At 70.7% G+C, this 24,487-nt stretch carries 17 protein-coding genes; 8 read left to right on the top strand and 9 right to left on the bottom strand.

All coding sequences use genetic code 11. The features are described from left to right. Nucleotides 1–122 precede the first annotated feature (122 nt). The gene (locus ABE85_RS07280) at nt 123–3,086 is read left to right on the top strand and encodes a PAS domain-containing protein (RefSeq protein ID WP_067271963.1); all 2,964 of its coding nucleotides are present in this window, start codon (nt 123–125) and stop codon (nt 3,084–3,086) included. Here ABE85_RS07280 and ABE85_RS26830 read toward each other — a convergent pair. Further along, nucleotides 2,992–3,921: a YihY/virulence factor BrkB family protein gene (locus ABE85_RS26830; RefSeq protein ID WP_082938405.1), complete on the bottom strand. Its 930-nt coding sequence runs from the start codon at nt 3,919–3,921 to the stop codon at nt 2,992–2,994. The genes ABE85_RS07280 and ABE85_RS26830 overlap by 95 nt on opposite strands. A 183-nt stretch (nt 3,922–4,104) precedes the next feature. Between ABE85_RS26830 and yqhD the strand changes: the two genes are divergently transcribed. The 3 genes from yqhD (at nt 4,105) to ABE85_RS07260 (ending at nt 6,818) form a co-directional block, all read left to right on the top strand. Then, a complete protein-coding gene (yqhD, locus tag ABE85_RS07270) occupies nt 4,105–5,268 on the top strand; it encodes an alcohol dehydrogenase (protein WP_067271956.1) in 1,164 nt (387 codons plus the stop codon). 74 nt (nt 5,269–5,342) lie between these two features. Then, on the top strand, nt 5,343–6,260 hold the full coding sequence (locus tag ABE85_RS07265) for an AraC family transcriptional regulator (protein ID WP_067271954.1): 918 nt from the start codon (nt 5,343–5,345) through the stop codon (nt 6,258–6,260). A 147-nt stretch (nt 6,261–6,407) separates the two neighbouring features. Continuing rightward, the gene (locus tag ABE85_RS07260) at nt 6,408–6,818 is read left to right on the top strand and encodes a response regulator (protein ID WP_067271945.1); all 411 of its coding nucleotides are present in this window, start codon (nt 6,408–6,410) and stop codon (nt 6,816–6,818) included. A gap of 21 nt (nt 6,819–6,839) precedes the next feature. On the opposite strand, the gene ABE85_RS07255 is transcribed toward ABE85_RS07260, so the two are convergent. Further along, nucleotides 6,840–7,631 (bottom strand): helix-turn-helix domain-containing protein, encoded by a 792-nt coding sequence (locus ABE85_RS07255; RefSeq protein WP_067271941.1) that lies wholly within the window; start codon nt 7,629–7,631, stop codon nt 6,840–6,842. A 92-nt stretch (nt 7,632–7,723) separates the two neighbouring features. Between ABE85_RS07255 and ABE85_RS07250 the strand changes: the two genes are divergently transcribed. Further along, entirely contained in the window at nt 7,724–8,362 is a 639-nt protein-coding gene (locus ABE85_RS07250) for an MSMEG_1061 family FMN-dependent PPOX-type flavoprotein (protein WP_067271933.1), read from the top strand. A gap of 43 nt (nt 8,363–8,405) precedes the next feature. Here the strand turns inward: ABE85_RS07250 and msrA are convergent, their stop codons facing one another. The 3 genes from msrA to msrB are packed head-to-tail and all read right to left on the bottom strand — an operon-like array spanning nt 8,406 to nt 11,701. Beyond that, nucleotides 8,406–9,173 (bottom strand): peptide-methionine (S)-S-oxide reductase MsrA, encoded by a 768-nt coding sequence (msrA, locus tag ABE85_RS07245; protein ID WP_231993252.1) that lies wholly within the window; start codon nt 9,171–9,173, stop codon nt 8,406–8,408. 31 nt (nt 9,174–9,204) lie between these two features. Then, the gene (locus ABE85_RS07240) at nt 9,205–11,124 is read right to left on the bottom strand and encodes a cytochrome c biogenesis protein DipZ (RefSeq protein WP_067271930.1); all 1,920 of its coding nucleotides are present in this window, start codon (nt 11,122–11,124) and stop codon (nt 9,205–9,207) included. Nucleotides 11,125–11,158: 34 nt separating this feature from the next. Beyond that, nucleotides 11,159–11,701: a peptide-methionine (R)-S-oxide reductase MsrB gene (gene msrB / locus ABE85_RS07235; protein ID WP_067271928.1), complete on the bottom strand. Its 543-nt coding sequence runs from the start codon at nt 11,699–11,701 to the stop codon at nt 11,159–11,161. Nucleotides 11,702–11,847: 146 nt separating this feature from the next. Between msrB and ABE85_RS07230 the strand changes: the two genes are divergently transcribed. Both ABE85_RS07230 and ABE85_RS07225 read left to right on the top strand, forming a co-directional pair. After that, a complete protein-coding gene (locus tag ABE85_RS07230; protein ID WP_082938988.1) occupies nt 11,848–12,624 on the top strand; it encodes a response regulator transcription factor in 777 nt (258 codons plus the stop codon). Between the two features lie 2 nt (nt 12,625–12,626). Then, the gene (locus ABE85_RS07225) at nt 12,627–14,198 is read left to right on the top strand and encodes a HAMP domain-containing sensor histidine kinase (RefSeq protein WP_067271926.1); all 1,572 of its coding nucleotides are present in this window, start codon (nt 12,627–12,629) and stop codon (nt 14,196–14,198) included. On the opposite strand, the gene ABE85_RS07220 is transcribed toward ABE85_RS07225, so the two are convergent. The 4 genes from ABE85_RS07220 to ABE85_RS07205 all read right to left on the bottom strand — a co-directional run bounded on the left by ABE85_RS07220 (nt 14,167) and on the right by ABE85_RS07205 (nt 23,337). Then, a complete protein-coding gene (locus tag ABE85_RS07220) occupies nt 14,167–19,383 on the bottom strand; it encodes a hypothetical protein (RefSeq protein ID WP_067271924.1) in 5,217 nt (1,738 codons plus the stop codon). The genes ABE85_RS07225 and ABE85_RS07220 overlap by 32 nt on opposite strands. A gap of 194 nt (nt 19,384–19,577) precedes the next feature. After that, complete coding sequence (locus ABE85_RS07215) at nt 19,578–20,720, bottom strand: hypothetical protein (protein ID WP_157522025.1); 1,143 nt, start codon at nt 20,718–20,720, stop codon at nt 19,578–19,580. Nucleotides 20,721–20,982: 262 nt separating this feature from the next. After that, nucleotides 20,983–21,666: a hypothetical protein gene (locus ABE85_RS07210; RefSeq protein ID WP_157522022.1), complete on the bottom strand. Its 684-nt coding sequence runs from the start codon at nt 21,664–21,666 to the stop codon at nt 20,983–20,985. 9 nt (nt 21,667–21,675) lie between these two features. Next, nucleotides 21,676–23,337 carry a helix-turn-helix transcriptional regulator gene (locus ABE85_RS07205; protein WP_067271919.1) on the bottom strand — a complete coding sequence of 554 codons (1,662 nt, stop codon included), beginning with the start codon at nt 23,335–23,337 and terminating at the stop codon, nt 21,676–21,678. 405 nt (nt 23,338–23,742) lie between these two features. Here ABE85_RS07205 and ABE85_RS07200 point away from each other — a divergent pair, with 405 nt between their 5' ends. Continuing rightward, nucleotides 23,743–24,486 (top strand): GNAT family N-acetyltransferase, encoded by a 744-nt coding sequence (locus tag ABE85_RS07200; protein ID WP_067271918.1) that lies wholly within the window; start codon nt 23,743–23,745, stop codon nt 24,484–24,486. The last annotated feature ends 1 nt before the right edge of the window (nt 24,487 follow it).

The raw sequence follows: 24,487 nt of genomic DNA, 5'->3' as shown, positions 1-24,487 counted from the left end.
GGAGAAGCCTCCAAAGCCGTGTAGGACAACGCCCCCTCGCCTGGAACGCCGTCATGGTTGCTGGAATGGCTGCGGGGCTCTCCCGGTGAGCCGGGCCCTCCCGCTCAAGTAGCATTCTGGCCATGAGCCAGCCGCCTTCAACGCCCTCGCCTTCCCCGACGGACAGCCAGCGCTGGCTCGACGGCGGCGGGGACATGGGCGCGCGCATGCGAAACATGGACTGGCGCGACCATCCGCTGGGTCCGCTGCAGACCTGGCCGCAGAGCCTGCGCTCCGCCGTCAGCATCTGCCTGGGCTCGCGCTTCCCGATGGTCGTGCTCTGGGGCCCGCGGCTCGTCATGCTCTACAACGACGCCTATGCGCCGCTGCTCGGCGACAAGCATCCCGGCGCGCTGGGTTGCAGCATCCACGACGTGTGGACCGAGATCGCCGACGTCATCGCGCCGCTCATGGCCGGCGTGATGAGCACCGGCGAAGCGACCTGGATCCCCGACGGCTACCTCGCGCTGGAACGGCACGGCGCCGCGGAGGAGACCTACTTCTCCTATTCCTTCGGTCCCGTGCGCGTGGAGGACGGCAGCGTCGGCGGCATCCTCGCGGTCACGATGGAGACGACGCAGCGCGTCGTCGGCGAAAGGCGGCTCGCTTTCCTCAAGGCGCTGGACGACGCCACCGCCGACGCCGTCGATGCCCGGGACGTGTGCTCGCGGGCGATGACGGTCCTGGGCGCGGGCACGCAGGATGTGCCGCAAGCCGCGCTGTATCTGCGCCAATCCGGCCACGCGGAAATGCGGGTCGCGCAGACCGCGTCTCCCATCGGACGACCGGTCGACTGGCCCGCGGAGCTGACCGCGGACCTCGCAGCCGGCGACGCCAGCGGCACGCCGGCGACCGCCTGCCCGATCCCCTGCGCCATCGCGGTGCCGATCCAGATCGAAGGCAGAGCCGAGCGGCTCGGCACCTTCGTCGCCGTGCTCAATCCGCAGCGCCCGCTGGACGACGACTACCGGACGTTCATCGCGCTGATCGGCCGGCAGATCGGACGATCCATCTCCGACGTCAACGCCCTGGCGCTGGAACGGGCGCGCCTGCATGCGGAACAGGAGCTCCGCCGGATCTTCGAACAGGCCCCGAGCTTCGTCTGCATCCTGAAGGGCCCGGACCATGTGTTCGAGTTCGTCAACCGCGCCCACCTGCGCCTGTTCAACAGCGCGGCATGGCTGGGCAAGCCGGCGCGGGAAGCCTTCCCGGACATCGCCGGACAGGGCTACTTCGAGCAGCTGGACGAGGTGTACCGGACCGGCAACCGCTTCGTTGCCGCCTCGGCGCCGGTGCGCTACCGCTACGCCCCCGGCAGCGCCGAAGAAGAGCGGCTGCTGGACTTCATCTACGAGCCGATCCGCGACGAGAGCGGCCGCGTCACCGGCGTGTTCTGCGAAGGCTTCGACGTGACCGCGCAACGGCGCGCCGAGTCCGCGCTCGCCGCGGCCCTGCAGCAGACGCAGGGCCAGCGCCGGCTCTACGAGGCCATCCTGGCCAACACGCCGGACCTGGCCTACGTGTTCGACCTGTCCCACCGCTTCGTCTACGCCAACGAGGTGCTGCTGCGGATGTGGGGCAAGACCTGGGACGAGGCGATCGGCAGGAACTGCCTGGAACTGGGCTACGAACCCTGGCATGCGGCCATGCACGACGAGGAGATCGAGCGTGTCGTCGCGACCGGCCAGCCGGTCCGCGGCGAGGTGCCCTTCGCGGGCGCCTTCGGCCGGCGCATCTACGACTACATCTTCGTGCCCGTGTTCGGTCCGGGCGGCGAGGTGATCGCCGTCGCCGGCACCACGCGCGACATCACCGAGATCAAGGCGATGCAGGAGACGCTGCGCAGCCAGGCGGACCAGCTGCGGGAGAACGACCAGCGCAAGGACGAGTTCCTCGGCATCCTGGCGCACGAGCTGCGCAATCCGCTGGCACCGCTGAAGAACGGCCTGGAAGTGTTCCGCCGCCTGGGAGCGCGCGATGAGCCAACGCTCCAGAAGGTGCAGGCCATGATGGACCGCCAGCTGGTGCAGATGGTGCGCCTCATCGACGACCTGCTCGACGTCACGCGCATCTCCAGCGGCAAGATCCGCATGAGCCGGTCGCGCGTGGCGCTGGCCGAGGTGGTGCAGGCGGCCGTCGAGACCAGCCAGCCGGCGATCGATCTCCAGGGGCACCGCTTGAGCATCGCCGCACCGGGCCGCCCCGTCTTCGTCGACGCGGACGCGACGCGGCTGGCGCAGGTGTTCCTGAATCTGCTGACCAACGCGGCGAAGTTCACCGCGCCCGGCGGTCATCTCCAGATCGTCACCGAGCAGCAAGGGCGCGACGTCGTCGTCACCGTCCGCGATGACGGAGAAGGCATCCCGCCCGACATGCTGTCGCGGATCTTCGAGATGTTCGTGCAGGTGGACCGCGCGCAGGACCGTGAGCGCGAACGCAGCGGGCTGGGCATCGGCCTGTCGCTTGCGCGAGGCCTGGTCGAACTGCACGGCGGCAGCATCGAGGCGCGCAGCGACGGACCGGGGCGAGGGAGTGCCTTCATCGTGCGTCTGCCGATGGCGGCCGACGCCGCACGGCCGGTCGGCGAAAGCGACCGGTCCGACGACCTGCCGAGCCTGGCCGGGCGTCGCGTGCTGATCGCCGACGACAACGTCGACGCCGCGGACAGCCTGGCCCTGCTGTTCGAACTCATGGGCGCCAGGCCGCGCGTCGCGCACGACGGCCTGGACGCCGTGGCGCAGGCCGAGCGGTGCCAGCCGGAACTGGTGCTGCTCGATCTCGGCATGCCGGGGCTCAGCGGCTACGAGGCGTGCGCCCGGATCAAGGCGTCGCCGTGGGGTCGCGACATGGTGGTGGTGGCGCTCACCGGCTGGGGACAGGAGAAGGACCGCCGCCAGTCGCGCGAGGCGGGCTTCGACGCCCACCTCGTGAAGCCCGTCAGCACGGAGGCGATCAAGGCGCTGATGGCGTCGACCGCCCCGGCGCCGTCCGGTCCCGGGCGGGAACACGCCGGCGCGAGCCCAGGCGCTGAGCGTAGAGCCACGTGAATTCGGCGCCGACCAGGAACACCTGGGCCGAGTAGTAGACCCACACGAACACGACCGCCACGGAGCCGGCCGCGCCGAAGCCGCTCGCCACGCCGGTCTTGCCGATGTACAGGCTGATCAGGATCCGGCCGATGGTGAACAGCGTGGCCGTCACCGTGGCGCCCACCCACACGTCCGACCAGGCCACCTTCACCCGCGGCATGACCTTGTAGATCAAGGCAAACACCGCCGCCGTCATGGCGAAGCCGACGAGGGCGTTGAGGCTCTGCAGCAGCCATTCCCAGCCGCCGAACCAGCCGCCCCACCACTTGCCGAGCGCCGCGACCACAGCGCCGGTCACCAGCGACACGAGCAGCAGGAAGGCCACGCCGACGATCATCCCGAAGCTGAGCAGCCGGGCCCGCACCAGCGACCAGAGGCCGCTCGTGCCCTGGCGCACCGGCGCGCGCCAGATGCGGTCGAGGGCATCCTGCAGCTCGCCGAAGACGCTGGTCGCGCCGATCAGCAGGACGCCAACGCCGAGCACCGTGCCCAGGATGCCGGTGCTGGGCTTGCTGACGCTGCTCAGCACCTCCTGGATGCCCTTGGCCGCCTCGGCGCCCATGACCCCCTCGATCTGGCCGAAGAGTTCTCCGCGCACGGCGTCCTCGCCGAAGACCAGCCCCGCGATCGAGATGACGATCACCAGCAGCGGCCCCAGCGAGAACACCGTGTAGTACGACAGCGCCGCCCCCATGCTGGGCGCGTAGTCGTCGATCCAGGCCGACAGCGAGTCTTTCAGCAGGAGCCACCAGGTCTTGAGCGACCGGCCTGACCAGGACGTTGCAGCGTTCATGCCGTGCTCCGGCAACGGGCGCGCCTAGCCCACAGGCGGTCGCGAGCCCTTGCCCATTCATCTCCGATGAAACAGGATTGGGCAAAACAAAGGCAGCTTCGTGCGTTGCCCGGATCCGGTCCGGAGCGAACAATCCGCTCCATCGACACGAATCCTCGTTCACCCTTTGCGGAGCCGAAAGCCATGAACAACTTCAGCCTGAATACGCCCACCAAGATCCTGTTCGGGAAGGGCCAGATCGCCGAGCTCGGCAAAGAGATCCCCGCGGACGCCCGCATCCTGATCACCTACGGCGGCGGCAGCATCAAGAAGAACGGCGTGCTCGACCAGGTCCGCGCCGCGCTGACCGGCCGCACGGTGTTCGAGTTCGGCGGCATCGAGCCCAACCCGACGTTTGAAACCCTGATGAAGGCCGTCGAGGTCGTCAAGGCCGAGCAGGTCGACTTCCTGCTCGCCGTCGGCGGCGGCTCCGTCGCGGACGGCACGAAGTTCATCGCTGCGGCGGCCCGGTACGACGAAGCGCGCGACCCGTGGGAGATCCTGCTGAAGCGCGGCGCCAAGGTCACCGGCGCCGTGAAGATGGGCGTGGTGCTGACGCTGCCGGCCACCGGCTCGGAGTCCAACAACGGCGCCGTCGTCAGCCGCAAGGCGACCGGCGACAAGCTGCCGTTCTTCTCTGCCTACACCTACCCGGTGTTCGCGGTCCTCGATCCGGTGACCACGTACAGCCTGCCCGCGCGCCAGGTGGCCAACGGCGTCGTGGACGCCTTCGTCCACACGGTCGAGCAGTACCTGACCTACCCCGCCGAAGGCCGCATCCAGGACCGCTTCTCCGAGGGGATCCTGCTGACGCTCATCGAGGAAGGCCCGCGCGCCCTGGCCGAGCCGGAGAACTACGACGTCCGCGCCAACGTCATGTGGAGCGCGACGCAGGCGCTGAACGGCCTGATCGGCGCCGGCGTTCCGCAGGATTGGGCAACGCACATGATCGGCCACGAGCTGACCGCGATGCATGGCCTGGACCATGCGCAGACGCTGGCGGTGGTGCTGCCCTCGGTGCTCGAGTACAAGAAGGAGCAGAAGCGCGCGAAGCTTCTGCAGTACGCGGACCGCGTCTGGGGCCTGCGCGACGGCAGCGAGGCGCAGCGCATAGACGGCGCGATCGCCGCCACGCGCGCCTTCTTCGAGCAACTGGGCGTCGGCACTCGCCTGTCCGCTTACGGACTGGACGGCAGCTCGATCCCGGCGATGATCGCCAAGCTGAAGGAACACGGCGGCACGGCCCTGGGCGAGCACCAGGACATCACGATCGAGGACAGCCAGCGCATCCTCGAAGCGGCCCGCTGATCTTCCGCTGATCCCTCCCTTCAAGGCGCACGCGGGCATCCGTCCGCGTGCGCCCGAAGTCTTTTGAAGCACCCATGGCGACCACCCTCAACGACAGCATCCGCCGGCGCATCATCGAAGCCGCGACCCGCTACAAGTCGGGTTCCTTCTCGACGCCGTCGCCGGTGGCGGGCGTCCGGATCCTCTATTCCGAGACCTCCCACCCGCGCACGCCGGTGCTGTACGAGCCCTCGATCGTCATCGTGGCGCAGGGCGCGAAGGTGGGCTTCCTCGGCGAGAAGACCTTCCGCTACGACGCGGACAACTACCTGCTGCTGACGGTCCCCCTGCCCTTCGAGTGCCAGACGATCGCGAGCAAGGCCAAGCCCTTCGTCGGCGTGTCGATCGACATCGACACGGCGGTGCTGCAGGAGCTGCTGATCGATCTGGAGGACGAGGGCCTGGACCGCCGCACGAGCCTGGAGACCACGGGCGTCAACAGCGCCGCGTTCACCGAGGAAGTCCTCTGCGCCATCGAACGCCTGTTCGACGCGATGCACCAGCCGCGCGACGCGAAGGTGCTGGGCAAGCTCATCCTCAAGGAAATCATCTATCACGTGCTGTGCGGCGAGAGCGGCGCGGCGCTGCAGGCGCTCGCCAACCGGCACACGCACTTCGCGCAGGTGACCAAGGCGCTGCAGCACATCGAATCCCACTACGCCAAGCCGCTCAGCGTCGAGCAGCTGGCCGGCCTGGTGAACATGAGCGTGTCCGCCTTCCATCACAACTTCAAGGCGGTGACCAACACCTCGCCGCTGCAGTACGTGAAGAGCTACAAGCTGCACAAGGCGCGGCTGATCATGCTCAACGAAGGCGTGAAGGCCGGCGTCGCGGCGACGCGCGTGGGCTACGAGAGCCCGTCCCAGTTCAGCCGGGAGTTCAAGCGCTACTTCGGCGCCACGCCGGTGGACGAGGTGGCGCGGTTGAGGGCGTTCAGTCCGTCGGTCTCCTGAAGGCTGAAGGGCGAGGACGCTGGCTGTCGGCAATTTGCTGACACGCAATGCGGCACAAGCCGGACGCGCGGCACGGAAGTCCGGAGATACCGCGCGGCGGGGCGTCGCGACACACTGCGGCAACGCAATCGCCTGGGACGCCCCGCCATGAAGATCCTCCTCGTTGATCCCTCCCCGACCTGGATCGCCACCCTGCGCCACCGCCTGGGCGACGTGCCCGGCGCCGTCGTGGTCGCGCAGTGCGCCTGCGAGGAGCACGCGGTGATCACCGCCGCGCTGTGCCAGCCGGACGTCGTCATCTGCGATGTGGCCTTGAGCGAAGGTTCCGGCCTGAACACGGTCGCCCGCATGCGCAAGTCGGGCTTCCGCGGCGTGGCCTTCGCCATCAGCAACGCGGACGAGGTGCTGTTCGGGCCCCGCTGCATGGAGGCCGGCTTCAACGCCTTCTACAGCCGCGAGTCCGAACTGGATGCGCTGCTGGACACGCTGTGCGTGTTCGCGGACACCCCGCTGACCTTCCATCAGCCCAAGCTGCGGCAACTGGCCGCGGCGGCTTGATCCCTCTCGTCGGATCGTCGATCAGAGCCGCGCGCGATACGCCGTCGGCGTCTGCCCGAACGTCCGGCGGAAGACCTGGATGAACGCGCTCGCCGTCGAGTAGCCCAGATCGAGCGCGATCGCGGACACCGCCGCGCCTGCGGCCAGCATCTCCAGCGATCGCATCATCCGCGCGCGCTGCCGCCACGCGCTGAAGTTGAAACCCGTCTCCGACACGAAGCGCCGGCTCAAGGTGCGCGCGCTGACCGCGCCCCAGTCGGCCCATTGATCGAGGTCGCGCTCATCGGCGGGATCCTCGATCAGGGCCCTGGCGATGCGCTGCAATCGAGGATCGCTCGGCAGCGGCAGTCCCAGCGGCTCCGGCGGCGAGCTGCGGATCTCCTCCAGGACGACCTCGGCCAGATGCGCGCGTCCCGCGTCGAGCGGCGGCGTCGACGCGTCGATCGGCCAGGTGCAGGCACGCAGCACCGCTTCGCGCAACAGTCCCGACGTGCGGATCGTGCAGGGACGCTGCGGCAGGTCCGCGCAGGCCGGCTCGGCCACGTACACGCTCCAGCCGCGGAACGCCCCGTGGGAGCGCCCCGCATGCGCCTCGTGCGGCGGCAACCACACCGCGTGGCTGCTGGGCACCAGCCAGACACCCTCCTCCACGTCCACGGACAACACGCCGTTCAGCGATCCGAAGAGCTGTCCGCGCGCGTGACTGTGCGATTCCGCCGCGATGCCTTGCTCCTCGCGCCCCTCGACGGCGACCAGCACGGGGCCGTCGGCCGAGTTGGCCCATTGATACGCGTCGTCCAGTCTCTTCGACATTGGCGGATTCAAGCTACTTGATGGCGCCGGTAGTGTATGGCCGCCACGCCATTGGTCCGTACGCTCGGGTCATCACGACCACGAGACCTCCCATGCAAGACCTGGCCCCTCCCGACCTGGACGCCCTGTACTCACCCCCTTCCGAGATGATCCAGAAGGCGGTGCTCGACCGGTTGATGGCGTTCCACCGCGACTACCTCGCGAAAGCCACCTTCTTCTGCCTGTCGACTGGCAGCGAGCGCGGACTGGACGCCTCCCCGCGTGGCGGGCCGCCCGGCTTCGTGCACGTGCTGGACCCGTTCACCGTGGCTTTCGCGGACTGGCCGGGCAACAACCGCATCGAGTCGCTGCGCAACCTGCAGCGCGACGACCGGCTGGCGATGGTGTTCCTGTTCCCGGGGCTCGACATTTTCCTGCGCATCAACGGCCGCGGGCGCATCTCGACCGACGAGGACCTGCTGCGCGACCTGCGCGAAGGCCAGCACACGCCGAAGACGGCCACGGTCGTCCTGATCGACGAGGTGCTGATGCATTGCGGCAAGGCCATCAACCGGGCGCACCTGTGGGACGAGGAATCGCGACTCGATCGACACAGCCTGCCCTCGGTCGGCCGGATCATCTCGGACGTGAACCGGCTGCGAGAAGCCGGTGAATTGGGCGAGGCCGAGATCGCGCAGATCGACGCGCACTACAGCCAGGCGGTGCGCACCGATCTCTACGGAACGCCGTGAAGGATCGCGCGTCTGGCGATCGTCGCCGGCCTTGCTGCTGGCGTCACGGCGTGCGGGTCAGCACCGCCGTCGCCCGCCAGCGCTGCGGGAACAGCTGGCGGAGTTGATCCACCTTCGGCAGATCGTTGATCACGATGTACGGATGGCGCGGGTTGCGTTCGAGGAAGTCCTGGTGATAGCCCTCCGCCGGAAAGAAGGCCTTGTCTGCCTCCACCTTGGTCGCGAGCGATTTCGGATACGCCCGAGCGGCGTCCAGCTGGGCGATGTAGGCCTGCGCGACGCGCGCCTGCTCCGCATCCTTCGGGAAGATCGCCGAGCGGTATTGCGGCCCGGTGTCCGGTCCCTGCCGGTTGAGCTCCGTCGGATCGTGCGCCACCGAGAAGAAGATCTGCAGCAAGGCGCCGTAGCTGACCTGCCTGGGGTCGTAGGTGATCTCCACGGCCTCGGCGTGACCCGTCAGGCCGCTGCCCACCATCTCGTAGTGCGCGGTGCCGGCATTGCCGCCGGCATAGCCCGAGACGACGCGCGTCACGCCCTTGACGTGCTGGAAGACGCCCTGCACGCCCCAGAAGCAGCCGCCCGCGAAGATGGCGGTCTCCGTGGGCCGGGCCGCGTCGGGCGCGATATCGGAGGTCGGCGCCACGACGACCATCGCCGGCGTGGCCGACCGTCCCACCGCCAGCTGCTGCATGCCTAGCACCGCCAGCGGCAATGCCACGGCGCCGAGCAGGAGCAGTCGCCGACGGCTCGCGGCGTTGTTGGAAGTCGTGGTGGCCGAGCGGTCCGGTCGGGGATTGGAGGGCGTGATCATGGTCATCCTTTCAAGGCCTCGCGGGCCCGGTTCAACCGAAGGTGAAGGCGTAGACGAGCACGCCGGGATCGAGGAACTCGATGCTGAAGCCATGGTCCTTCAACGGACCTTCGCCTTGCCGGATCAACTGGTACAGGCGCTGGCCGCTGACGGTGCCGCTGCCGTCGGCGTCCACGTCGACGCCATGCGCCGCACCCGGTCGCTGACCGTCCAGCGTGACGCGGAATCTCACGGACGTCCCTGCCGGAGAGCCGAGCACCAGGTGCAGGTCCCGCGCATGGAAGCGGTAGACCACCCTCGCCTGCGGCTTCAGCGCGGTCGCCTGCTGCGGCCCGACGCGCCAGGTCCCGTCGAGCGCCCAGTCGTTGAGCGCGAGTTGCGCAGGCGCCGCGTAAGTGCCCGGCTGGTCGTGCGCGGCGGCGGGCTTGGATGCGAAGCGCTCGGCCCGCTCATATCCGACGTAGGTCTCGGGGGAAGAGACCTCCTGCCTGCCGCCGGCCGACTCGACGCCCTTCGCCTGCACTTCGACCGTGCCGGAATCCATGCGGCCGCTGCCGTTCTCGCGCAGCAGTTGCTGGATGACCGCTTCCGAGTGCGCGTATTCGCCTTCGCCGAAATGCTTGAAGCGGACCCGCCCCTGCCCGTCGATGAAATAGTGCGCCGGCCAGTAGCGGTTGGCGAACGCGCGCCAGATCGCGAAGTTGTTGTCGACGGCGATCGGATAGCCGACACCCAGGTCGCGCGCGGCCTTGCGCACGTTGTCCACGTCACGTTCGAAAGCGAACTCCGGCGCATGCACGCCGATCACGACCAGCCCCTGGTCGCGGTACTTCTCCGCCCACGCCTTCACGTACGGCAGGCTGCGCAGGCAGTTGATGCAGGAGTAGGTCCAGAAGTCGATCAGCACGACCTTGCCGCGCAGCGCTTCGGCGGTCAGGGGCTTCGAGTTCAGCCATTGCACGGCGCCATCGAGCGACGGCAGACCGCCCAGGTCCGGCAAGGCGCCGGCACCAGCGCCACCGTGGCCGCCCGACATCATCATGGCGCCACCAGCGACCCCGGATCCCTCGGCGCTGCCCGACATGGCGCCGGTCATCGCACCTGACATCGCCCCGGTCATTGCGCCTTGCATGGCGTTCTTCGGCGCCATCGCGTTGCCGGTGTCGGCGGCCGCCATCATGGCCGACTGCGGTTGCGGTGCCATCGCGGCGGGTGCGCCGTCGTTCTGGAGGCGCTCCAGCAAGCGCTGCTCGAGGCCTCCCGTGGAAGCGACCGACAGCTGCGACAAGGCGCCGGTGTCGAGTCCGAGCGCGATCGCCGCGACGCCCGCGAGCATCGCAACGCCCAGACCGCGACGCAGCCATTCGCCGCCGCCCAGGTTGCGCTTCATGGCCGCGAACACGCGTTGACCCGCCAGCAGCGCGACCGCCAGCGAGGTCACGGCGCCAAGCCCGTAGGCCAGCAGCAGCAGACTCGTATGGACGCCGGCCCCTTGCAGCGCCGCCGTCGTCAGCACCAGGCCGAGGATGGGGCCCGCGCACGGCGCCCAGAGCAGCCCGGTCGCGATGCCCAGCACCAGCGAGGACCACGGTCCGCCGCGCCCGGACGTCTGCGCCGACTGCGCGCTCGACGACAGGCGATCGCCCGCCGCCACGAAGGGACGCGCGACGAGATCGGCCAGGCGCGGCCACAGCAGCGCCAGCGCGAACACCGCCATCAGCACGAGCGCCAGCACGCGGCCCGCCTGGTTGGCATGCACCACCCAGCCGCCGCCGACCGCGGCCAGCGTGGCCACCAGCGTGAACATCAGCGCCATGCCCGCGAGCATCGGCAGCACCGAGCGCGTGAAGGGCTGGCCCGCGCGGGCGAAGACGAAGGGCAGCACCGGCAGGATGCAGGGGCTGACGATGGTCAGCACGCCGCCGAGGTAGGTCAGGAGGAGCAGCAGCATTCGGAAGTCCGGAATCTGGAGATCGAAGAAGGGATCACGTCGTGGCGGCGGCGAAGCTCATCGCCACGCCGTTCATGCAATAGCGCAGGCCGGTGGGACGCGGCCCGTCGTCGAAGACATGGCCGAGGTGTCCGCCGCAGCGACGGCAGTGGACCTCCATCCGCGCCATGCCCAGCGTCGAGTCCGTGCGGACCGCCACCGCGTCGGTCAGCGGCTGCCAGAAGCTCGGCCAGCCGGTGCCGCTCTCGAATTTCGTCGTCGAGGAGAACAGCGGCAGCGCGCACCCCGCGCAGGCGAAGGTGCCGCGGCGATGCTCGCCGTTGAGCGGACTGCTGTAGGGCCGCTCGGTGGCTTCCTGCCGCAGCACGGCGAAACTGGCGGGCGACAGTTTGGCGCGCCATTCAGCCTCGGTGAAGACGACCTCGAAGCGCTCGCTCGACGGGGCGGCCTCGGCCGCGGGGATCAGACCGGCGGCGTCCTGCGACAGCGGCGACGGCCAATGACGCGCGGCGGCGCCGACAAGGACGGCTCCGGCTGCTGTGCCGCCCAGGACGAGGAATCGGCGTCGTGTGCTCATGGCGTGGCTCCCGATCGAAGTCCCGCTCCGGGGACGATGGTCGTCAGCGTACGCAGCAGGCCTCCCGAAGTCCTCACGCAAAGTTCAAATAAATGTGAGAACTCCAGATGAGCCCGCGGGCCGGCCCAGCGGAGAGAATGCCCGGCATGGTCAGCGATCCATCCAAACAGCCGCCCACCCCGCCCACCCCGCCGTCCCCCCCGCCGCCTGCGCATCAGCCCAAGCGCCTGCTGCTCGTCGAGGACGACGCGCACATCGCCGAACTGCTCGCGCTGCACCTGCGCGACGAGCGTTATGAGGTCGTGCACTGCGCCGACGGACGCGAAGGGCTGCGCCTGGCCGAGCAAGGCGGCTGGGACCTGCTGGTCCTGGACGTGATGCTCCCGGGCGTGGACGGGCTGGAGATCTGCCGCCGCGCGCGGGCGATGCCGCATTACGTGCCCATCGTGATCATCAGCGCGCGCGGTGGCGAACTGCATCGCATCCTCGGCCTGGAGCTGGGCGCGGACGACTACCTGGCCAAGCCCTTCTCGGTACTCGAGCTGGTGGCGCGCGTGAAGGCGCTGCTGCGCCGGGCCGAGGCGATGTCCCGCAGCGCCAGGCTGGACGCCGGCAGCGTCGGCCTGGACGGGCTGTTCATCGATCCCGTCGCGCGGCTGGCCCAACTGGACGGCCGCGCGATCGAGCTCACGCCGCGCGAGTTCGACCTGCTCTACTTCTTCGCCCGGCAGCCGGGCCAGGTGTTCTCGCGGCTCGATCTGCTCAACGCCGTCTGGGGCTACAACCACGAAGGCTACGAGCACACCGTCAACACGCACATCAACCGGCTGCGCGCCAAGATCGAGGCCGACCCGTCGAACCCCGCGCGCATCCTCACCGTCTGGGGCCGCGGCTACAAGATGGCGCCGCCGGCGGGGACCTGACGATGAGATGGCCGTTGAACCTGACGCAACGACTGGCCCTGGTCTTCGCCGGCCTGCTGCTGCTGTGCTCCGGCGCTTCGGCTTGGCTGCAGGTGCAGTCCAGCCGGATGCACGAGCAGGAGGTCGTGCAAGGCCTGTCGCGCCAGCTCGCCGCGCACATCGCGGCCCAGGCGCCGTTGATGGACGAACGCGGCCCGATGCCCGGCGCGGTGCGACGGCTCTTCGGCCAGTTGATGGCGGTGAATCCCAGCGTCGAGGTCTATCTGCTCGACAGGGACGGACGCATCGTCGAGCACGCGGCCCCGCAGGGCCGGCTGGTGCGGGAGCGCGTCGATCTCGATCCGGTCCGCCGTTTCCTCGACCGCGCGCCGTTGCCGATCACCGGCGACGATCCGCGGAGCTCCGCGCGCAAGGTGTTCAGCGCGGCGCCCTTGCGCGTCGGCGACCGCGACGCGGGCTTCGTCTACGTCGTGCTGCTGGGCGAGGCGCACGACCGGCTGGCGGGACTCGACGCGACCGGCAACGCGCTGCGCGCGGCGCTGTGGTCCATCGCGATCGTGGCGCTGCTGTGCCTGGCGGCCGGGTTGATCGCCTTCGGCCTGATCACGCGGCCGCTGCGACGATTGGCGGAGGCCGTGCGCGGCTACGACATCGACGCCGCCGCGGCGCCCGCATTGCTTGTCGACGACGGATCGCCGGTCACGGCGCAGCGCGATGAGATCGCCGTGCTACGCGCGGCGTTCTCGCAGATGGCGACGCGCCTCGGCGAGCAATGGCGGCGTCTGTCGCGCCAGGACGAGCAGCGCCGGGAGATGGTGACCACGATCTCCCACGACCTGCGCACGCCGCTGTCGTCGCTGCACGGCTACCTCGAGACGCTGCTGCTGAAGGACGGCCAGCTCGATGCGGCCCAGCGCCGCCGCTACCTCGAGATCGCCATCGAGCAGAGCACCGCGGTGGGTGGCCTCGCGCGCTCGCTGTTCGAGCTCGCGCGGCTGGAGCAGGGATTCGTGGAGCCGCAGAGGGAGACCTTCCAACTGACGGATCTGGTGCAGGACGTCTTCCAGAAATTCGAGCTGATCGCCGCCCAGCGGGAGGTCACGCTAAGCGCGCAGTTCGACGACGCGGTCCCGCCGGTGGAAGCGGATCTCGGACTCATCGAGCGGGTCCTGACCAATCTGCTGGACAACGCGCTGCGTCACACGCCGGCGGGCGGCGAGGTGCGCGTCACGCTGGACCGGACCGTGCCGGCCACCGCGGAGGTCACCGTTCCTATGCCTGCGTCAACACCTGCTCAGGTGCCCGCTCAGATGCCCGCGCACGTGCGCGTGCGGATCGCCGACACCGGCCCGGGCATCGATCCGGCGCGACGCGCGGACCTCTTCCAGCGCCCCTTCAACGTCGACGGCGCGCGCCGGGGCGGCGGCCTGGGTCTGCGCATCGTCCACCGCATCCTGGCGCTGCACGGCGCGGAGATCCGGTTGCTGGACGCCCCAGGCGCCGCGTTCGAATTCACGCTGCCGCCGGCGCCGGTCGCCGGCCTCACACCCTCGCCGGCTGCGCATCGATCGTGATCAGGTCCCGCCCGCCGTGGGCGGTGTTGATCTTCCCGCCCAGCGTGATCTTGCCGCCGCCGAGGAAGCGCTCGGCGAAGCTCTGCGGGCCAGCGTCCTTGTCCGTCGCCGCCTTCGGCGTGGCCCGGAACTCGCCGCCCACCACCGACGAGTCCTTCGCGCGCTGATTCGCCTCGTTGACGAACAGCCGGAACGGCTGCCAGCTGGCCTCCGCCTCGACATGGGCCGCGATCTGCTTCTGCAGATCCTTGATCTGCGCCGCCGCGCCCGCGTCCACCGTCGCGCCCGGGCGCTCCAGCACGTTGATGCGCTCCAGGCAGGCGTTGATCGTGTCCGCCGCGTCCTGCGTCAGGCACTTGCGCTCGATGAACAGCCGGTTGTTGCCCGGCGGCAGGTTGACCATCTGCTGGATGAAGCCCTTCAGCGCCTCGTCGCCGCCGCGCAGCACGCCGTCCGGCCCGCGCTGGCCCAGCCGCGCCTCCCACGCGCCGCTCTCCTTGTTCACCAGCTTGATGAAGTCGTCCTGCACGGCGTACTCGCGGTGTTTGTACGAGATGTTGGGCTTGACCTTGCCGTCCTCCGTGGTGATGCGCACGAAGCCGTTCTTCGCCTGGATCACCAGCTCCGTCTCCACGCCGACCTTGTGTCGCGCGAAGACGCCCACGTCGGGCTGGTCGTCGCGCTTGATCGTCGGATGCGACACGCCCACGCTGGCCGCCGCGCCCAGCGATGTGCGCGAGCCGCTGCCCGCCTGCACCGTCTGCGTCGCGCCGGCCGTGTCCTTGGCCTTGCTGCGGTTCATGAAGGTGTGCTTGAGCGCGACGCCCGCCGTGCCCGACGCGCCGACCACGCCCGCGATCTTGCCGCCGCCGCTGCCGTCGGCGCTGAGCGAGCCGTTGATCTGGTGGGACTTGCCCTCGTTCCAGCCGAAGGAGATGTCGCGGTAGTCGCCGACCTTGCCCACCATCTGCGCCCACATCTCGCCGCCGTTGGCGGGTCGCGCCGGCGCGTTGCCCGGTCCGCCCGGACCGTTCTGCGCCGCGAGCTCGAAGATCGAGTTCACCGTCTTCTCGCTCATGCGCTTCCAGCTGCCCTCGGGCGCCCGCATGGCCGCGGACTGCGCGGGCGTGAGCGAGGCCGTCAGTTCCTGGTGCTCCGCGCCCGTCTTGTTGGTGCGGATCATCAGCCCCTTGCTGAACAGGTGCGCGCCGCCCAGCCGTGCCATCGCCTGCACGCTGCCGCCCAGCTTGCCCACCTGCGCGCCCACGCGCACGCCGCCGCCCAGCATCTCGGTGACCTTGGTCTCGTTGCCGAGGAAGATCACGCCGGTGTTGGAGGCCACGCCCGCCTTGAGCACCGCCGTGCGGCTGTGGTCGACGTTGAACTCGCCCACCGGCGTGATGCCCGTGGTCACCCCGCCTATCCCGTCGACGCTGGCCACGCCGTAGCCGAACATGCCGCCGATGCCGAACTTGCGGCCGTCGCTGTAGTCCGTCATGTCGCCGCCGGCGACGACGGTGACCAGCACCTTGCGCAGGATGTCCTGCCGGTCCTGCGGCGTGGCGGCGTCGAAGTCGCGCTGCAACTGCGCGAGCTCGCTGTCCATCGCCGCCTTGCCGCGCAGGACCTTCAAGTCCGTCCGGAGCTGCGTGACCGCGGCCGCGCCGCCCTGCGGCACCGTTCCGGGCGCGCCGGACGCGCTGAGCCCGCCTGACTTCACCCAGTCGTTCAGCGTGCCGGGCAGCAGCGTCTTGTCCGCGTGCGCGGCGGCACCGGCATCCACGAGGGTCTGGTTCAGCGCCGGCGGCGCCACGTGCGCCGGCGGCGGCGTCCCTGCGGGCGTGCCGGCCGGCGGCGGCGGATTGGAGATCTCGTCGTTGACGCGGGCCGCGGCCGCGCTGATCTCGGCCTTCGTCAGTCGCAGTCCCTGCGTCAGGTCGATCAACGGATCGGCGCCCGGAGGCACCTTCGCGTTCCACGCGTCCATCACGGCCAGGCGCATCACCGCGCGGGTGCGCTCGTCGCCCGTCATGGTCGCGGCGTTGGCCCGCACGTCAGTCATGAGGAGGGTTTTGCTCCGGTCCAGCGCGCCCTTGAGCCGCTTGGCATGCTCGCCCGGCACGGTGCCGATCTCCGACCCCAGCGGTCCCGCCTGCATCAGCGTCTTCAGCGGCGTCTTGTCCTTGCCGACCTTGCGCCGCATCGAATCGACCGGATGACGGAGCGAGTCCCGCACGCCGGGCCCCGAGACCTGCGTCTTGCAGGCCAGGTCGATGTACTTGCAGAACTTGTGCAGCCGCTTGGCCATCAGGTGGAAGTCGGAGCCCGCCCCGCTTTCCGTGAAGCCGTTGCGCAGCGCGACGTAGGCGGGCTTCATCGCGGTGTTCGCCTCCGGCGTGCCCCGCGCCCGGCCCACGTTGTCCGCGGCGTAGAGGAAGGCCTGCGCGGCCAGCGTGGACCGGTGCTCCGGATCGCGACGTTGCGCCGGGCCGCGGCGCATGTTGCCGGTGCCCAGGCGCGCGGGGTCGACGAGCTTCGCGTGCTCGGCCGCCGCAACGCCCGGGGGAGCATTCATGATCGCCGTGCGGAAGTCCGCCGGCGTCTGGTTGCCGCCGACGTTGAGGCCCTGCGCGAGCAGGGCGCTCTCGGCGCGCAGGCCGAGCTTGCAGTGCTCGACCGCCCGCTCGGCATGCTGGCGCGTCTGGAAGGCCGTGAGATCCGCCTGGTGCGTGGCCTGCTCGGCGGGCGTGGGATTCGGACCGAGCGGTGCCGGGAACGGCGCCGGCGGTGGCAAGGACTGACCCTGCAGATCCAGCAACGCCTGCATGCCGCCGGACGTCGCCGCGAGCGCCCGCTTGGCGGCGTTGGTGAGCCGCGCCACCTCCGGACCGGGCGGCGCCGTCGTCATGCCGGCCAGCGGCGACTGCGCCGGGGCGCGCGGCACCATGTCCTGCAAGCCTGCACCGGCGCTGTTCCAGAGCGCGTTGTAGACATGCGCGGCGACGGTCGGGTCGTCGGTCACCGTGCGCAGCGTCGTCGCGATCAGCAGCGCCTGCTCGTGCCGCAGCGGGTGGCCGTCGGGCCGGCCCGCCGGATCGGGGTTGGGATGCGAGAGCAGCGCCTGCGCCAGTGTCGTGCCGACCGGCGTGGATTCGGTGGCGTGCGTCTCGCTCGCGAACATGCGCCCGACCTCCGAGGCGAAGGCCTGCGCATTGCCGAAGGCTGGCGGCGTCTGCGCCGCCCGGTTCGTCCGGATCGACGCGTCCGTCAGCAGATTCGCCGCGCCGCTGGCGGCGACCTTCACATGGGCGTCGACCCGCCTCAGGGCGCGGTCGCTGAGGACCGTGTCCGTCGGTGTCCGGACCGGCGGAACGCCGTTGTTGAACTTCGTCGGCGCGGTGCCGCTGCTCGATCCGGCGATCGGCCCGACGGCGAAGTCGTATTTGACGGGCGCCATGCGCCGTTCCACCGCGGCCAGCGGCCGGCTCAGCAGGTTGTCCTTGGCCTTGTGGCCAAGGGCGCGTTCGTCCGGCGGCGGCGGCGAGGGCTTGGGGCGGATCTCCTCGCACAACGCGTCGATCGCGTGCTCGATCCGCTGCTGTGCCTGATCGGCGGCGGGCTTGAGCGCGTCGCGCGCCTGCGCGCTGGTCAGGGCGGTGGCGTCCGCGTGGCCGGCCGCGACACGGTGCTGGTCCCGCTGCTGATTGGCGGTGGTCTCGAGCGGCGTGCTCGTCGCCACATTGTTCTGGCACGTGGCCAGATGACCGCGCTCGGTATTGGCGGCGGCGAGGAGTTGCGCCACCACGGTCTGCTGCGCGGCGTTGGCGTTCTGCGCCAGCGTCAGATCCGCGTTGGCCCGCTGCAGCGCGCGGCTGGGCGCCGGCGGCGGCGCGCCCGGCGCCGGCGCGGGCATCGCGGCCTGGGCGGCGTTCACGGCCTGCACGCAGGCCTGGTGATGGGCATGCAGGTCGCCGCCGGGCTGCAGCCTGTCGCGCGCCTGTGCGTGGCGGTCGATGGCCGCGTCGGTGATCACCTGCTGCCTGGCCTGCGCATCGCGATGCGTGGCGGCGGTACGGGTGCTTTCCGCCGCGTCGGCCGTGGATTGAGCGAACGTGCGATGGGCCTGTGTAGCGGCGACCGCATCGGGCACGGCGGCCTGCGCGGCCGTGGCATGGGCCTGCATGGCCGCCTGCTCCGGCGCGGTCGCGAGGGTCAGCGTGTTCAGATCCCCGCGGGCATTGGCGAGCCGCGTGATCGCATCGGTGGCCGCCGTCACGCGCTGCCGGGCGGCGGTGTCCGCCGCGATGCCCGTGCGCTGGGCTACCTCCGCGGTCGCGTGGTTGGCGGTGTGCGTGACGATGTCCGCGGCGTTGCGGGTCTTGTCGCCCTCGGCGTCGGTGACCGCCTGTCTCAACTGACCCAGGGCCGCGTTGGCGTTGTCCCGGGCCGTCGTCGCCTGCGTGATCTGCTGCGCGCGGGTGGGCGCGGCGGGCCCCGCGCCGGGAGCCGCTGGCTGTGCCGTCGCCGGTGGATCGGGGGGCAGGCTTTGCGCACGCCGCAGCGCGCGCTCCGCGTCGCGCAGGTTGGTCCGCTCCGTGCCCCAGGCGGGATCGTTGCGGGCGGCGCTCACCGCGGCGTCCAGCGTGGGCACCCGTCCCTGCGCCGTGTCCCGCAGGTTCCGATGCTGGTCCACGTCCGCCTGGAGATTGGGCAAGGCCGCGGCGGTCTGCTGGGCGTGTGCCTGCGCCGCGGTCAGCTCGGCCTGCCGGAGCGGTGCTTCGGCCGCCGCTGCGGCGGCCGCGGCGGTGCCGCGCTGCTGGAGATCCTGGATCGATTGCTGGCGCTTGCTGAGCGCGGCGCTGGCCGTGGCCTCGCCGTCGACACGCGCCGCGACCTGGCCGTGCGCGCCGTGCGCCTGCCCCATCGCTGTCGCGATGTCCGGCAACACGACGGGTGTCTGTGGCTGCGTTTGAGCCGGCGCAGTGCCGTTCCGGCCGAACAGGTTCATCCGCGGCCGCTGGCTCTGCCGCGTGGCCACGGTGCCGCTGGCGGGGGTCAGGCCTTGCAGCGTGCCGGCTGTCGTCGCGTTCTGCGTTCCTGCCGCGCCCGTGCCGCCGGTCGTGGGCGGCGGCGTCGTCAGGGGCGGCGGTGGCATGCCGCGGGTGCGCGCGAAGAACTGGACCATCGACCGTCCCCTGATGTCTTTCGCAAGACTGTCGGGCGTAGTCCGTTCGGTGGATCATCGCCAGCCGAAGCGGCTGTCGGCGACGCGAAGTTCCGGCGCGCGCGCCAGCGGGCACAAGCCTGTTGACTGCCGAGGCCGCTGGCCCTCACCCCCGCCCTCTCCCGCAAGCGGGAGAGGGGGCAAGAGCACTGCGATCAGGCCTGGGGCGGCTCGCCGGTCAAGACCTCGCGCAGACGCTCGATGGCCTGCTCGATCATGGCGGCGGCCGCGTCGGCCGCCTCGCGGCGATCGTCGAAGGTCCGCGCGCTGGCTTCGGCGCGCTGGTCCGCCTTGGCCGCCGCACCCCGGCGCGCGGACCGGTTCTGGACGGCGGCCGCCTCGGCGCCCTGGTGGCGCATCAGGTCGGTGCGACGCATCACCACGACGATGTGCTCCGCGTCGACCTCGCCGGTGAGGCGGCGGATCCCGGCCCGCTGCATCGCGATCGCCGCCCCGCAATCCTGGGCCTGCCACTGCAGCCTCGCGCCGGGCGCGAGGGCCGCCATCGCGTCGGCGTGCGCCTGGACGCAACGCGCGTGCTGCGCCAGTTGCACCGTCAAGGCGTCGCTGGCCGCGTCGGTGTGGCCGATGTCCTCCACCACCCGCGCCGCCGCGGCGACCGCGCGCCGGTGCTCGGACAGCGCCTTCCTGGCGTCGTCGAGCGCGATCTCGGCCGTGCCGGCATGACCGACGATGAACGGCATGTGCGTCCCGGCGGTCCGGTGCAACGCCACGATCGCGTCGCGCAGCCGCATCTCCGCCTTCCGAGCCACGTCCCGGCGCGTCAGCGCCGCCCATTGCGCATCCCGGTAGGCGCCGGTCGCCCTCGCGAGCGCGGCGGCATGCTCCGACAGCGCGGGCGCGCGCCGGCTCATCCGCTCCTCGCTGCGCCGCAGGCTGGCGGCGGCTTCGTCCAGCGCCTCCTGGGCCTTGTTGCTCATGGCATGCCGCGCGGCCAGTGCCGTCCCGGCGGCGCCGAGCGTGGCCGTCACCAGTTGCCGGATCGCGAGGATCGCGTTCTCGCATTCGGCGTGATCGGCTTCGGCCGCCAGCACCCGATCCATGCGCAGCGGCAGCGCCTGGCGGGCCTCCTGCATCGTCTCGATGGCCAGGGCCAGGACGCCCTCGCGCGCGGCCTTGCGAGCCAGCAGCGCCTGCGCGGCCTGCCGCGCGCGCAGCCGCGCGCTGACGGCGGGCTGCGGTGTGTTGGAAGTGACGAAGAGACCCGCGATGTCGGTGATCGCGGTGCCGCCCGGCATTGGCAGCGTAGAAGGCCGCCCCTGGTGGACATTCAACATCAACGTTCCTCCTGATACGTTTTCACACCACTGTGGATGGATTCGCATCGGAAGGTAACCGCGGAACGAAGCGTCCATCGGCCATGCGAAGGGGGCGCGACGTCCCTTGATCCTGGCTCATCGACGGCTGCTGGCCCTCACCCCTGCCCTCTCCCGCAAGCGGGAGAGGGGGAAAGAGGAGCCGGCGTAACGAGCAGAGCCGGTCGGACTCCCTCTCCCGCTTGCGGGAGAGGGCGGGGGTGAGGGCCAGCGGCCGTGGCAGTCAACGGGCCTCTTTGTGCGGCTCCCCTGCCCCATCGCCGGACGGTTCACGAGGCCCGACGTCCAGCCAGCCCGCCGCGATCATCACGACCAACACGGCGACGGCCGCCAGCACCGCGCCCCAGCTGGCGATGCGCATGCTGGGCGAGCGGCCGACACGCTCCGCCGCCTCGGGCCGGACACCCTCGATGCGCGCCGCGCTACGCCGCGGCTGGATGCGCGACTCGGGCCCGACGACACGCCCCGCGCCGTCCGCCGCGTCGACGCTCTGCGCCCACACGTCGTCCTCCGGCGGAGGCCTGCGTCGCGCCGACGACGCACCGCGACGCACGACCGGCCCCGGCGTTCCGCGCGCTGGCGTCTTGCCCTTGCCGCCGCCGGCCGCGGCGCGCGCGCTCGTCTTCGCGGCGCCGTCCGAGCCCGAGCTCGACGCCGCCGGTGCCAGGTCTGAACCCTTGTCATGCGAGGCATCGCCGGTGACGCGCTCTTCCTCGTCCTCCAGCAGATGCCGCGTCACCGCGCCCATCAACCGGCTGGCCGACGCCTGCCGACGGCCGCTGGCCTCATCGCGCCGGCGCGCCGACGGATCCCCGGGCAGCGGTCGGACCTCCTCGGCAGAAGCCGCCGAGGAACTGGCCGACGACGACGAGGGTCGCGCCGGGAGTCGGGGCGGATCGCCACGCATGGCGCGGACTCACACGCCGTCGACGGAGAACTCGCGCCGGCTGGTTTCGGCGCCGACTCCGGCAGCGAGGGAGATCGGCAACACAGGCTCGATCGCCGTGCCCATGCCGACACCCATTGCGCTACCCATTGCGCTACCCATGCCTGTCCCGATCCCCGTCCCACCGCCGGCGACCGCCGCCGCCACGGTGGCGGCGATGGACGGCAGCTCCGCGAAGCTCGGCAGGCTCGCCGTGGCGCTCGGCGTCTCGCCGAACTGCTGGCGGTAGTTGTGCGCGAGCGTCGAGCGGTTGGCCATGCCCCAGCGTGCCGCGACCGCCAGCACGCTGTCGCGCCCGGCCATCTGCTGCAGCTCGGTGCGGATGCAGGCCATGCGCAGCTTGCGGATCACCTCGGCCGGCGTCAGGCCGAGGTTGGCGCGGAAGGCCATCTGCAGCGCACGCTCGGTGACATCGATCTCCGCGGCGATGCGGCGGACCGACAGCGCGCGGTCGTGCAGGTGGTCCAGGATGTACTGATAGGCGCGGCGATACCGCGGCGGCAGGCGCAGTTGATCGGCATCGGCCTGCTCGGCGCGTTCCTGCTGTTCGAGGAAGCGCGAGTACGGCACCCGCGTCAGCTCGAAGCGCAGCCGCGCCAGCGACAGCTGCGCATGCTGGCGGTAGCAGCGCAGCGCGTCGGAGTGGCGGCCGTTCATCGCATGCAGCTTGGACGCGCAGTAGCGCAGCTCGATCGCATGGCGGTGGTGGAGCTGGCGCGCATCGTCGATGGCCAGCGGCCCGAGGATGTCGTAGGCGGTGCGCGCCTGGCCGCGGTCCAGCAGCGCGAGCGCGGCCTCGACGCGGGCGCGCTCTTCCATCGGCGCCAGACGGCGGTCGCGATACCAGCGCACGCCGTCGAAGAGACCGTCCACGCCTTCTGCGCCTTGGCCGTTGCCTTGACCGCCGTGACCGTTCTGGCCGCCGATGGTCGCGGGCTCATGCGCCGCGAGCGCGATCAGGAACTCGATTCGCGCCACCACGCCCGGCAATGCCGCCAGCGCGAGCGCCGACGACCGCAACGATGCGCGCACGTCGCGGTCGCGCGGCAGCTCCGCGCCGGCGAGGTCGTCGTAGTGCCGCAGCGCGCGGCAGACCTGCAGCTCCAGCTCGATCGCCGTCAGCAGCGGCATCATCAGCGACGGCGCCTCCATCGCCTCGGCGATCGCCACCGCGAAGGCCAGGGTGCGCGCCGCCCGGCGGTGCTCGCCCATGGACTGCATCGCCTGCGCCATGCCGGCCAGCGCCTCGACCCGCAGCACCGGCGGCGCGTCGTCGGCATCGGCGACCACGTTGAAGGTCTCCGCCGCGCGGCCCGGCTTGTTCAGGTGCAGGAACATGAAGCCCCGGTCCATGGACGACAGCCAGCGCACCTGCGCCCGCGGCAGACCTTCATACATCTTCAGCTGTTTCTGGAAGAGCTCCTCGGCCTGCTCGTCGCGGCCAGCGGCCAGCAAGGCCTGACCCAGCACCTGGCCCAGCGCCGCGAGCCGCTCGGGATCGCCGCCTGCCCCACGATCGAGGCGCCCCAGTCCGAGCCGCAAGGCTTCCTGCACATCGCCGCGCGCCACGGCGGCGGCGACATCGCCATCCTGTTGATCGAGCCTCAAACTGCCCAGGGTCAGCAACAACATGTGAACTCCTCTTCAATGCGTTTCGGATGCGTTTTCGGATGCGTTTGCGGATGCGTTCTGAACGCGTGTCCTCGCGGGTTTACCCCGTGTTCATCGGGGATCCGCCGCCTGCCTTCGTTCGCCGGCGGTTCGCTTCGGCGTGGGCCCATGCTAGGCAGCCGACCTCGCGGAAGGGCTCATGTCTTCACGATGAAATCCTCAACAATCCTCAACACGAAGTGATAGGGAGGGAGGGTCACACGGCTGTCTCACTTCCATGGCCGCTGGCCCTCACTCCTGCCCTCTTCCGCAAGCGGGAGAGGGAGCAAGACGCCTCGATTTCGCGTCTGCGCAAATCGCTTCGCCCCCTCCTCGCCTCGCATCGGTGCCGGCAGGGACAGTGCGCCTCAACCCCGAGGAGCCCCCGTGTCCCTAGCCCTTCCGCTCGCCGAGAAGAACGCCAACGCGATCTCCGACCTCCTCTCGCTGCGGCCCGCGACGACGCAGGACGCGACCTCGGTCGCGGCGATCTACAACGCCTCGCTGCGCACGCAGCCCTATCAACCCGACGGCGTCAGCGAAACCGACGGCGCGCGCTGGGTCGCGGAGCAGCTCGCCAAGGTCAAGGACAAGGACGCGGTGAAGGACGCCAACTACATCGGTCCGATGAGCGTGCCGATGGCCAAGCTGCAGATCGAGCTCCACCAGTTCTATCGCCGCCCGATGGTGATCGCCACGCAGCGCGGCGAGACCGTCGGCTGGATGGGATCGCTGGGCCTGCACGACCGGCCCGGGCTGTCCTCGCTGTTCGAGCTGTCCTATTACGTCGCGCCGCGCTGGCGCGGACGCGGCGTCGGCACGCGGCTGATCAAGCACCTGATCACGCAGGCGCCGGTGTGGCGCGTGGACCGCCTGCTGGCCATGGTCTGGAGCGACAACGCGGCCAGCCTGTCGGTGCTGCGCCGGGCCGGCTTCAGTTCGTGGGGTGAGCTGCCCGGCGCGATCACCGCCTTCGGCAAGCGCCGCGACATGGTGCTGCTCGGCATGACGCTGGCGGACGTGCCGCGGGACTTCGAGGACACGCAGGCCGCGGACTTCGCCGGCGCCGGGGACGGGGACGTTCCGGCGGCAGGGGATGCATCGCACGCCACGGACGCCGCGGCCCCCTGAG

Source organism: Mitsuaria sp. 7 (genome assembly GCF_001653795.1).
Classification (GTDB): Bacteria; Pseudomonadota; Gammaproteobacteria; order Burkholderiales; family Burkholderiaceae_C; genus Roseateles.
This window is presented reverse-complemented; position numbering and strand designations above follow the sequence as displayed.

Excerpts from the sequence above, each read along its gene's own strand:
- ABE85_RS07220 (WP_067271924.1), bottom strand. The coding sequence starts at position 19,383 with ATGGTCCAGTTCTTCGCGCGCACCCGCGGCATGCCACCGCCGCCCCTG.
- ABE85_RS07250 (WP_067271933.1), top strand. The coding sequence starts at position 7,724 with ATGCAAGACCTGGCCCCTCCCGACCTGGACGCCCTGTACTCACCCCCT.
- msrB (WP_067271928.1), bottom strand. The coding sequence starts at position 11,701 with ATGAGCACACGACGCCGATTCCTCGTCCTGGGCGGCACAGCAGCCGGA.
- ABE85_RS07255 (WP_067271941.1), bottom strand. The coding sequence starts at position 7,631 with ATGTCGAAGAGACTGGACGACGCGTATCAATGGGCCAACTCGGCCGAC.
- ABE85_RS07265 (WP_067271954.1), top strand. The coding sequence starts at position 5,343 with ATGGCGACCACCCTCAACGACAGCATCCGCCGGCGCATCATCGAAGCC.
- ABE85_RS07205 (WP_067271919.1), bottom strand. The coding sequence starts at position 23,337 with ATGTTGTTGCTGACCCTGGGCAGTTTGAGGCTCGATCAACAGGATGGC.
- ABE85_RS07225 (WP_067271926.1), top strand. The coding sequence starts at position 12,627 with ATGAGATGGCCGTTGAACCTGACGCAACGACTGGCCCTGGTCTTCGCC.
- ABE85_RS07260 (WP_067271945.1), top strand. The coding sequence starts at position 6,408 with ATGAAGATCCTCCTCGTTGATCCCTCCCCGACCTGGATCGCCACCCTG.
- ABE85_RS26830 (WP_082938405.1), bottom strand. The coding sequence starts at position 3,921 with ATGAACGCTGCAACGTCCTGGTCAGGCCGGTCGCTCAAGACCTGGTGG.
- yqhD (WP_067271956.1), top strand. The coding sequence starts at position 4,105 with ATGAACAACTTCAGCCTGAATACGCCCACCAAGATCCTGTTCGGGAAG.
- ABE85_RS07215 (WP_157522025.1), bottom strand. The coding sequence starts at position 20,720 with ATGTTGAATGTCCACCAGGGGCGGCCTTCTACGCTGCCAATGCCGGGC.
- ABE85_RS07240 (WP_067271930.1), bottom strand. The coding sequence starts at position 11,124 with ATGCTGCTGCTCCTCCTGACCTACCTCGGCGGCGTGCTGACCATCGTC.
- ABE85_RS07210 (WP_157522022.1), bottom strand. The coding sequence starts at position 21,666 with ATGCGTGGCGATCCGCCCCGACTCCCGGCGCGACCCTCGTCGTCGTCG.
- ABE85_RS07280 (WP_067271963.1), top strand. The coding sequence starts at position 123 with ATGAGCCAGCCGCCTTCAACGCCCTCGCCTTCCCCGACGGACAGCCAG.
- ABE85_RS07230 (WP_082938988.1), top strand. The coding sequence starts at position 11,848 with ATGGTCAGCGATCCATCCAAACAGCCGCCCACCCCGCCCACCCCGCCG.
- msrA (WP_231993252.1), bottom strand. The coding sequence starts at position 9,173 with ATGATCACGCCCTCCAATCCCCGACCGGACCGCTCGGCCACCACGACT.